General features: G+C 65.1%; 6 protein-coding genes and 1 tRNA gene. 2 read left to right on the top strand and 5 right to left on the bottom strand.

The window, feature by feature from the left end; translation table 11 throughout:
- Positions 1 to 158 precede the first annotated feature (158 nt).
- Entirely contained in the window at positions 159 to 1,847 is a 1,689-nt protein-coding gene (locus MJD61_20590) for a hypothetical protein (protein MCG8557660.1), read from the bottom strand.
- A 10-nt stretch (positions 1,848 to 1,857) separates the two neighbouring features.
- Positions 1,858 to 2,535, bottom strand: coding sequence for a hypothetical protein (locus tag MJD61_20585; protein ID MCG8557659.1), 678 nt, complete (start codon positions 2,533 to 2,535; stop codon positions 1,858 to 1,860).
- A gap of 357 nt (positions 2,536 to 2,892) precedes the next feature.
- On the opposite strand from MJD61_20585, the gene MJD61_20580 reads away from it, so the two are divergent.
- A complete protein-coding gene (locus MJD61_20580; protein ID MCG8557658.1) occupies positions 2,893 to 3,747 on the top strand; it encodes an ABC transporter substrate-binding protein in 855 nt (284 codons plus the stop codon).
- A 40-nt stretch (positions 3,748 to 3,787) separates the two neighbouring features.
- Here the strand turns inward: MJD61_20580 and MJD61_20575 are convergent, their stop codons facing one another.
- The 3 genes from MJD61_20575 to MJD61_20565 form a co-directional block, all read right to left on the bottom strand.
- Complete coding sequence (locus tag MJD61_20575) at positions 3,788 to 4,846, bottom strand: hypothetical protein (GenBank protein ID MCG8557657.1); 1,059 nt, start codon at positions 4,844 to 4,846, stop codon at positions 3,788 to 3,790.
- 131 nt (positions 4,847 to 4,977) lie between these two features.
- Positions 4,978 to 5,061, bottom strand: a tRNA-Leu gene (locus MJD61_20570).
- Positions 5,062 to 5,163: 102 nt separating this feature from the next.
- Positions 5,164 to 6,885: a protein kinase gene (locus MJD61_20565; GenBank protein ID MCG8557656.1), complete on the bottom strand. Its 1,722-nt coding sequence runs from the start codon at positions 6,883 to 6,885 to the stop codon at positions 5,164 to 5,166.
- Between the two features lie 257 nt (positions 6,886 to 7,142).
- Here MJD61_20565 and MJD61_20560 point away from each other — a divergent pair.
- A partial coding sequence (locus tag MJD61_20560) for an N-formylglutamate amidohydrolase (protein MCG8557655.1) occupies positions 7,143 to 7,376 on the top strand: 234 nt, incomplete at its 3' end.

Below are 7,376 nucleotides of genomic sequence, written 5' to 3'. Positions count from 1 at the left end.
GGACGTAAGCCGGCCTGGCACGTTGCAAAAAGCCTACCGTTCCTGTCCAGAATCGATGCCAGGGCGGGCGCGCCCGCAGCGGAACCCGCAGCAATAGTCTGCTATTGCGAGGACGGCCGCGAGGACGTAAGCCGGCCTGGCGCGATTGTGGACAGGAACTAGCGCAGCGGTGAGGCTCGCAGGGCAGCCTTGCCACTCTTCACGTACACCGTAAACCGTACGGCTTTGGCCCCGTGTGCCGAGCGGATCTGATCTCGGTTGCGCCGCAACGTCTTTGCGAACCTATCGAAGGTTAGACCTTCGACTGATTCGTTGCATTGCTTCCTGGTGGCCAGATACTCATCGTAGATCTCCCGGAAGTGCACCTCCTCGTCGAAGCCAGCGGCCGAGGTGCTCTCCGGAGCTGGGGCGGCGGCCTTGCCCATCGTCGCGCCATTGCCGTTGGAATGCCCCACGCCGGGCACAGCAGCCTGCGCAGCACCGGTAGCTGAAGGACCGGGTGGGGGGGGCGGTCGCGGTACATTGGGCGGTTTTGCAGCCGGCTGAATTGGGGTGGAACGGGCGGCGGCCTGCGCACCCGCCCTCGGGGTCGGGCGCCGCTCGTGGGCGAAGCCGAAAAAGGGTTGCGAGGTCGCGACGTGCGAGGATCCCAACAGCTCGTCGATGTTGGCGGCGGGCGCAGGTTTGGACCCCGGATGACTTGCGCGCTGACAACTGGCGTCCAAAGCGCGATTGAGCGCGCTTGCCATGCCCCGGTAGGCCCCGCGCCAGGCGGACACGTCCAGGCGGTCACGTTCACCGCGCACTATCTCCGAGACCGAGCTGCGCAGGCGACCGAAGGGCCGATCGCGTTCCATGTAGATCGATAGCATGCCCAGGACGACAAGCGCTAGCAACGCGATCGCCAGGTAGACCCAAGGCAGGGCGTTGATGTCTGCCCGCGTGGCGTTGCGAAACAGCGCCAGCGGATCCGACAACACACGAAGCGGCCGAGCAACGGCATAGCCCACCTTGGCCCGAGCGGCGCTGCCGGTCACCGGGGAATACACTGCGCGCGCGTGCTCGCCGAGCTCCTTGACGCGTGGCTCGCTTGATGCGCTGAAGCTCGCGTCGTTGACGACCTCCGGAAGGGAGCCCGCGAGCCGAGTTGCCGAAGGCGCGTCGTTCACCTCGGGCGGCGAATAGCTGGCAAGCAGCTTGGCCCCGTAAAAGAACACGACACTCGCATCCCGCAAGGCCTTGCCGAGCTTCTGAGCAAATGCGGCATCGAAGCGGTAGCCGTGGACGACCGCACCCACGTAGGCTCCCCCGTAGATGATCGGCCGCGCCGCCATGCGGTAGACTTGTCGGTCGTACAACCAGACGTCGTCCCGCTCGTAGCCGAGCAGCGCGCGCCGCACCAAAGGGAAGGTACCCAACCCTGCACCAGGGGGGTTTGCTTGCATGGGTCCAAGTTGAGCAACGATCACGCCGCGGGAGTCGACCGCGAAGACAATGTCGGGGGTACCGGCGTCACCAACGGCTTTCTTGATCTGGCGATTGTGTGCGGAAAGGCGCTCCTTGGCCGTCAGGCTCAGTTGGCGCAGCGCTTTGGCATCGGTTGCGGCGCCAGCCCGCCTCAGTGTAGCAGCGAGCTTTGCATCGGTTGCAACGAACGCGATGCGATCGAGCCTCGAGCGCGCCTCGAGTCGTAGCATGGCCTCGATCTCGGCTCGATCGCGCAGCAGCTGATCGGTCAGAAACTCGCTGGAACGACGATTGACGATACCTTGTGCCAGCAGGGCCGCAGACACGGCGGCCACAGCGGCAGCAGCCAGTGTCAGGTAAAGGAAGCGTGCGACGATCATGGCTGCCGGCTCACTTGCGCTTGGGGGCTTTGAGAACGATGGGCGGGACGCTCAGTTCTCCTTTGGAGCCGACCACGACTCGTTTGTTGGCGATTTCGTTGGGGCCGTGAAAGACCTTCAGCTGATAGCGACCCGGTGAAACGCCCGAAAAGCGATAGCGCCCATCGGCATCGGGCTGAGCAGTCGCTACCAGATTGGACAGAACGTGCAGATGGCCTGAAACGTGAACCACCAGCCGGTCGCGCAGGGGCCAGTCTCCGGTCTGCGACAAGCGAACGGTGCGTTCGTGCCTGGGTGACGTGGCTTCAGCCGAAAAACCAGTCAGCCCGACCGCATGCAGCTCGTGAGCGATTTCGTCCTCATTGCGGATCCGGAGCGTAGTGCCCACCTGCACTGCGATGGTGGAGGGCAGAAGGCTGCCGCCACGCAACACGACAGGTCGTGTCTTGTTGCCGGGCATCGGACGCTTGCCCAACAGCACCACGGTGAGCTCGCGGGCGGCGTCGATGCGCTCGCGTTTCGTGGCCCGCACGGCGTTTTGCAGCTCCCAGTAGACCTCGGGACCGCGCTCTAAGACCCTGTAGCTGCCCAGCACGAGCTTGCCCTCCACATCGGTTGCCAGCGCCGGCATGGCCGGCGCACCAAGACCACAGAGCAGAGCCAGCGCCGCGCCCCAACGCACCAGCATCCCGGGTGAGGCAGACGATGAGGGCCTTTGGCAGACGGTACGTAGCTGCATGTGTTCTCGCGCGCCGATTCCAATCCAGGATTGCTGCGGTCAGGATATCGAACGGCACCGAGGCTGGTCAATCAGGCCGCCCTTGGACCCTCCGGGTCTGCTCGTGGCCGTCAAAACCAGCCGTGCTAAGGATCCGCCACAAAACAACCTGCCCACCTCGCAGGCTCCAAACGCCGCTGGCTGTGTTGCTCCTCCTCGAAATACCCGCAGTATTCCTCGTCCTCGCGCCACCCCAGCGACGCTCGGTTCTCTGCGATCTGCACAGGTTATCGTGTGGCGGGTCCTGAGGCAGGGATCGAACGCGCGATGACCACGATTCGCTTGGCCTACAGTCCCGACTCCGATGACGCCTTCATGTTCTGGGCGCTCAAGACGGGCCGTCTGAATACGAGCGGGGTGTCGTTCGAGCACCGGCGGGCCGACACGGAGGCGTTGAACCGTAGTGCCGAGCTGCGAAGGAACGTGGATGTGTGTGCGATCTCCATCCACCAGTACGCCTACGTGGCCGAGGACTTTTTGCTGTTGCCCCACGGCGGCAGCGTCGGTAGCGGCTACGGCCCGGTGCTGGTGGCCCGCGAGGGTCTCACGCTCGGCGAACTGCGCGGCGCCCGAATCGGAGTTCCCGGCGTGCGCACGACCGCCTATCTGGTCCTGCGTTTGCTATTGCCCGACTTCGAGCCGGTCGTCGTACCGATTTCGCCGTTCTCCGGAGCCTTCGATGCGGTGCTGCGGGGCAGCGTGCGCGCTGCCCTGATCATCCATGAAGGTCGGCTGTTTTTTCAGCGGTACGGGTTGATCGCGCTGCTCGAGCTGGGAGAAGCTTGGGGCAGCCTCACCGGTCTGCCGCTGCCTCTCGGTGGCAACGTCATACGCCGCTCGTTGGGCGGCTCCGTGATTCGCACGGTGTCGCAAGTCCTGCACAGCTCGATAGCTTGGGGACTCCAAAACCGGGATCAAGTGATCGACGAAATGCTCGCGAGCGAGGCTCGCGGCGGCGTGCCAAGGGAGCGGGCGATGCTGGAGCGCTACCTCGCGATGTACGCGAACCGGGACACGCTAGACTACGGAGCGACCGGAAGGAGGGCCATAGTGGAGCTCCTGAAACGTGGTCTTGCTGCGGGTATTCTGCCCCAGTGCCCACCAGTAGAGTTCGCACCGTAGTTGATTAGCGGGCGTGCTGGCTCTGGCATCCATTCTAGGACTAGTCGTATTCCACGACCTGAATCGGCTTGTTGGCGAGCGAAGCCCTGAGGTCCTCTCGCACGCCTATCACATCGCCGCCCACCTCCGCCGGCGTTGGAGGGTCGCAGTGCAGGGTCAAGCGTTGGACCAGAAAATCGTCCACCCCCGGCCCCCGGTAGGTGCCGTTCCATAGCGCGCGTGCGTGCAGCGCTACCCCCAAGGAGCCGAAATGCAGCACCCGCAGACTAAAGCGGTCGCTAAGCAGTTCCGCATAAGGAAACACCTTCGCACCAAAACCCCAATAGGGAATGGTGCCAAACACCGCCATGTGAGCCGGTCCCTCGTAGATGGTTCCGCCCGCCGGTATCCCGACGCGCTCCGGCTGCCCGTACCTGCCGACCCGGAATGCCTCGGACCCTTGGTTGACAATCGTCACCTTCAGCGGCTTGCGTACTACGAATTGCGGAACGCTCCGGCCCAGGATGGCCACCGCGTACGTGAAGGCTCCGGCGGACACGCACTTGAGCAAGGGCGTCGACCGCAACAAGCGCTTGGTGCTGTTGAAGTTGTCAAGCGTGACGGCGTCGGCACCGATCCCTGCGAAGGGACAGTAGACTCCTTCCACCTGGAGCAGTCTCAGCTCCCTGCTGGTGGTCTTGCGCCTGAGAAGGCCAAGATCCGCGACCAAGCCGTGTCCACGCAGCACAGGTGCCCCCAGCGTCCCCGCCAGCGCGTTGCCCGTCCCCAGTTTGAGCACACCAAACCGCGGCGGCAGCGCCCCTGTGCTCTCGGCCTCCTTCAGAATGAACGAGACCATCTGCACGAACGTACCGTCGCCCCCGCCGGTCAGCACGGTTGGGTACGCACGCTGGACTATGGTGCGTGCTATTTCGCGCCCCTCGCGCAAACTTCTCGACACGAACAGATCGCCGCCATGCACAACCTGCTCCAGCGTATGGACGACTTGGTCGGTGACCTGCTTGGCTTGACCGTTGAGCACCACCGCAACGCGATCGGGCTCAGCGTAGCGGCGCGGCGCTTCCGAGGTCGCCGGAGGGGGACGGCTGACCCGGGGCATCTCAGCCAGCGAGAGCCTCCTGTTCCTCGATCGAATCCTCTATTGAGAATCCTGCGTCAGCCACCAGTACCGCTTGCATGAGATTCAAACCGGCCGCTGCTCCCTGTCCGAGCGGCTCCCGGCGGACGCGGTAGCCGAGGTCGGACTCGAACCGACACGCCCTCGCGGGCACCGGATTTTGAGTCCGGCGCGTCTGCCAATTCCGCCACTCGGCCGAGCCGCAGCGCACTATAGCCTGTCAGCCTGGTCTTGCCAGCCGGGAAAGCTCCTCCAGGCCGGCTGTTGCTTTGCCCTTGCCCCTCCTTCGACCGCTCATCCTAGGGTCCTGCACGTTCCGCGTGAATCCCGCTTTCGCTCGGCTGTGGCTGCGGGGTTGGCGGCTCCACCAACTCCTCCAGCAGGTCACGGCACTCGGGTCGATCCCGAAGATGGCCCAGCAGCATGGAGGAGGCTTCGCCGAAGCGCTTCTCGTAGCCCAACGCTTCACCCACACGGGTAGCAATGCGCTCCCGGCCGGCCGTCAGGTCGTTTTCCAGCGCGTCGCTATAGCGCTGAAGCTGTGCCTTGAGATCGTCGATCTGCGCGCGCAAATCGTGGGCATGCTTCTCGACGCGCTGTGCATTCGCTTCGTGGTCTGCCGCGCGGTTGCGGACGCCGTCGACCCTGGCGCGGGCAGCGCCCAAACGCTCGAAGGCTCGCCGTACAAGGGCGATGTCCGAGCTGCGCCGGGTCTCGTCGGCCAAGGACGTCGCCTGAGCAAGCTCCCGCTCCGTGCTCGCGAGCTCGTCCTTGATGCTGGCAAGCTGCTCGCGCTGCGCGCTGGCATCGCGCAATGCGCGGGATTCGTCCTGCGCGAGCTCTTCCACCTTGCGCCCGATCTCTGCCCGTAGCGCCCTGCCCCGCCGTTCGGTCGCTTCGAGCTTTCTCGAATGGCTCGCGAGCTCACCCTCCAGACGCGAGGCTCGGGAGGCCAGCTCCCACAACGCATCTACAGCCTGCTGCGCATCACCTGGAACGCGTCCATTCGGATACGCACGCGCCAGCATGCGACCGAAATTGGCTGCTCGTCGACCCCACTCCGCAACGCCAGGCGTCGGCACCGGCGGTGGCGGCGGCGGCGCCGCCGGTGCCTCACCCATGTGGAGCTCCCAGGGTGCGGCGGGAAGAGAACGCTGGAACGCCTTGAGCTCCTCTTGCAGATGGTGTGCGTCACGGAACCTGCGGTGCGGGTCCTTCTCGAGCAGTCGCAGAATGATGGCTTCCGCCTGCGGGGCGAGGTCGGGGCGTATGGAGCGCGGCCTCGGCGGCGGCGCGGACCGCTGCATCTCGAGCAGTGTGTCACGGTCGCCCGACCTAAACGGCAGCTGCCCGGTGAGCATCTCGAAGAACAGGATTCCCAGCGCATACATATCGCACAGAGCCGTCGCGTCCTCGCCCCGCGCCTGCTCGGGGGCCATGTACTCTGGAGTGCCAAAGACGGCGCCTTTGGGCGCCAGTCGGGCATCACGTGCGAGAGCCGCTAGGCCGAAATCGAGGATCTTGACCGAGTCTTTGCGTCCGCCCCGAGCGGTCAGCATGATGTTGTCGCTCTTGAGGTCGCGGTGAACAACCCCGAGGTCGTGCGCGCGCGCCAACGCCGCACACATCTGCTCGATGATGTCCACGGCGCGCGCAATGGGCATCGCTCCTTTGCCGATCTCGGAGGACAGCGACGTCCCTACCAGGTACTCCATCACCAGGTAGAGCTCGCCTTCTTCGGTCTCCCCGACATCATGAATATCGACGATGTGCGCGTGGTCAACCCGGTTTGCCGCGCGCGCCTCGCGCAGCATCCAGGCCCTCAGGTGAGTCTCGCCGCGAAGATCGGGACGTATCAGCTTGAGCGCGACGACGCGATCGATCAACACGTGACGGGCCCTGTACACGATGCCCATCCCGCCCTCGCCCAACCTGGCCTCCAACCGGTAGCGGCCCGCAACCACCTTGCCCAGGTACGGATCCTTTCTACCCTTCGATGACGCGTGCGAGGCTCTTGGCATGCGCAGTCCCTTCCGCGAGCTAGCCGCTCTCGGGCCTCTAATCATACACGGCGATTGCTGCGCGCCTAGTACCCCCTCCCACGTTGTTCAGACTCCCGACCGACTCACCTGCCTGGCTCGCCGCTGGCCGGCAGACGGCTCGACCCGGGCACGCGACTCGACCCGGGTCGACCCGGTCAGGGCCGCTCAATCCAGCAGGGCCGCTCGATCGAGCAGGAGCGCCCCGCGGCGGCGCTGATGTGCTACATCGGTCGCGAATGCGCAGCTTCGAGCTCATTACGCCGCCAGGAGCGTCGCGACCGGTGTTGGTGGAGATTCCCCACGCAGGGCTCGCCATCCCCGAGGAAGTGCTTGCCCAGGCCGATCTCCCCATGGACACCGTCCTGCGAGACGCCGACATCTATGTCGATCAGCTCTTCGCCAACGCGCCCAAGCTCGACGCAACCATGCTGGTGGCGCGGCACAGCCGCTACGTGGTGGATCTCAACCGC

It is taken from the genome of Pseudomonadota bacterium, assembly GCA_022361155.1.
GTDB lineage: Bacteria > Myxococcota_A > Polyangia > Polyangiales > JAKSBK01 > JAKSBK01.
Note: the sequence above shows the minus strand (reverse complement) of the source record. Positions and strands in the feature narration are given on the sequence as shown.